The organism is Curtobacterium sp. MMLR14_010 (genome assembly GCF_001865015.1).
Classification (GTDB): domain Bacteria; phylum Actinomycetota; class Actinomycetes; order Actinomycetales; family Microbacteriaceae; genus Curtobacterium.
Map to the genome: position 1 here is coordinate 5,068 of NZ_MJGV01000034.1, position 2,410 is coordinate 7,477.

The 2,410-nt window shown below is 68.1% G+C and carries 2 protein-coding genes; one reads left to right on the forward strand and one right to left on the reverse strand.

The window, feature by feature from the left end; all coding sequences use genetic code 11:
• Nucleotides 1–21 precede the first annotated feature (21 nt).
• The gene (locus tag BIU98_RS07715; protein ID WP_071274336.1) at nt 22–1,710 is read right to left on the reverse strand and encodes a sodium:proton antiporter; all 1,689 of its coding nucleotides are present in this window, start codon (nt 1,708–1,710) and stop codon (nt 22–24) included.
• A 115-nt stretch (nt 1,711–1,825) separates the two neighbouring features.
• On the opposite strand from BIU98_RS07715, the gene BIU98_RS07720 reads away from it, so the two are divergent.
• On the forward strand, nt 1,826–2,410 hold a 585-nt coding region (locus tag BIU98_RS07720; RefSeq protein ID WP_139200623.1), incomplete at its 3' end, for an inorganic phosphate transporter.

Here is a 2,410-nt window from a genome sequence, read left to right on the forward strand (position 1 = left end):
CGGTCCTGGGTGAAGCCCCCGCTACGACCGGCTGCGGGACGCCTGTGCCGAGTCCATCGCCAGTTCCTCGGCGTCGAGGGTCACGAGCACGCGGCGCATGACCTCCTCGTCGAGGTTGCCGCGCTCGCGTTCCTCGAGCACGATCTCGCGGCGCCGGTCGAGCAGCTCGCGGCGGATGTCCTGGATCTGCGACCCACGCAGCCGTGCGGGGGCGTTGCGGTCCTCCGACTCCTCTTCCATGGCGTCCTGGCGGAAGACCTCAGCCTGGCGCTGGAGCCGGCTCTTGAGTCGGCTGACGACCGAGTCGACGGCCTGGTCGCCGTACTGCTTCGCCCACTCCGGCCGGCGCTTGTCGAGCAGCTCGATGGCCGCCTCGGTGGTGCGCTGGTTCAGGCGCATCTCGCTGCGGACGTCCTCCTCGCCCTCGGCAGGGTCCTGCACCTTGAGCGACCGGATCACGAAGGGCAGCGTCAGGCCCTGCAGCAGGAGGGTGCCGACCGTCACGATGAACGCGATCACGAAGATGGTGTCCTGGGCCTTGATGTCGACGGGGTTCGCCACGACCGACACCGCAGCGGCCAGGGTCACCACCCCGCGCATGCCGGTCCACGAGATGACCGTCAGCTCCCGCCAGTTCAGCTTCGGCTCGGCGGACCCGCGGATCCAGCGGAGGGACGGGTGCCCGCGGGACAGCTTGATCCGCAGTGGTCGGAGCCACCGCCCGTTGAAGCGGTTGCGCACGTAGGACTCGAACACGAACAGCGGCCGCACGAGGATCACGACCGCGAGCACGACCGCGGCGGCCGTCAGGGTCTGGCCGAGACTCCGCTCGCTCTTGATGAGGTCCTGCACGACGGTGTTGAGCTGCAGGCCGATGAGCGCGAAGACGAAGCCCTCGAGGATGACGTCGATGCTCGTCCAGAGCGGGCGTTCCTGCAGACGGGTGGCGTAGCCCTCCTTCGGCGAGTTGTAGCCGATGTAGAGCCCGGCCGTGACGACCGCGATGACGCCGGACCCGGAGAGGTCCTCGGCCAGGATGTACGCCACGAACGGCAGCAGGATGCTCATGATCGTCTCGACGACCGGGTCGTTGATCCGCATCCGGATCCAGTGCACGAGCACGCCGAGCACGATGCCGACCGCCAGGCCGACGCCGATGGCCAGGCCGAAGATGCCGAGGTCCTGCCAGATCGTCAGCGAGGTCCCCGCGGCGATGAGCGTGAAGACGCGCACCAGTGTCAGCGAGGCGGCGTCGTTGATGAGGCTCTCGCCGGACAGCACCGTCATCACCCGACGGGGGAGCCCGAGCTTGCGGCCGATCGCGGCGGCGGACACCGCGTCCGGCGGGGCCACGATGGCGCCGAGCAGGATCGCGGCGGGCCAGTCCATGTCCGGGATGATGATGTACGCCGCCAGGCCGACCGCGAGCGCCGTGACGATGACCAGGAAGATGCCGAGACGACGGATCTGCTTGATGGACGTCCGGAAGCTCTGCCACGACACGTCGAGGGCCGCCGAGTAGAGCAGCGGCGGCAGGATCACCGTCAGGATCAGCTCCGAGTCGATCTCGATCGGCGGGAGTCCCGGCAGGAACGAGGCGGCCAGCGCGACCGCGGTGACGAGCAGCGGGGCGGGCAGTCCCTTCGACCGTGCGAACCCGGTGACGAGCAACGATCCGACCAGCAGGATGAGGAGCTCGGCGGTGTCCATGCCCTCATTCTCCCATCGGCATGCTTCCGAAGCTGAACGAGTTTGCAGGCCGGGTGAACATCCGGTGACGATCTGGGTTTGCCCCGGACGCTCCGGACTGGTTCACTGGCCCGCGGTGGACATCACACTCATAGTCGTCCTGGTCATCGCGTTGGCCCTCTTCTTCGACTTCACAAACGGATTTCACGACACCGCCAACGCGATGGCGACACCGATCGCAACCGGGGCCATGAAGCCCAAGGTCGCGGTCACGGTCGCCGCGGTGCTCAACCTCGTCGGTGCGTTCCTCAGCACCGCCGTCGCGACGTCGATCTCGCACGGGTTGATCAACGAAGGCCCCGGTGGGGTCGCGATCTCGCCGGAGATGATCTTCGCCGGGCTGATCGGCGCGGTGGTCTGGAACATGATCACGTGGCTGCGCGGCCTGCCGTCGTCGTCCTCGCACGCGCTCTTCGGTGGGCTCATCGGTGCGGCGATCGTCGGCGCCGGGTTCCAGTCGGTGAACTACGTCGCGCTGCTGACCGTCGTCATCATCCCGGCGTTCCTCTCCCCGGTCATCGCGGCGCTCGTGTCGTTCCTGTCGACGCGCATCGCGTACCGGATCACCCGACGCCCCGTGTTCCCGAACGAGCGTGGCGGGTTCCGCGTCGGCCAGATCTTCACCTCCTCGATGGTGTCCCTCGCGCACGGCACGAACGAC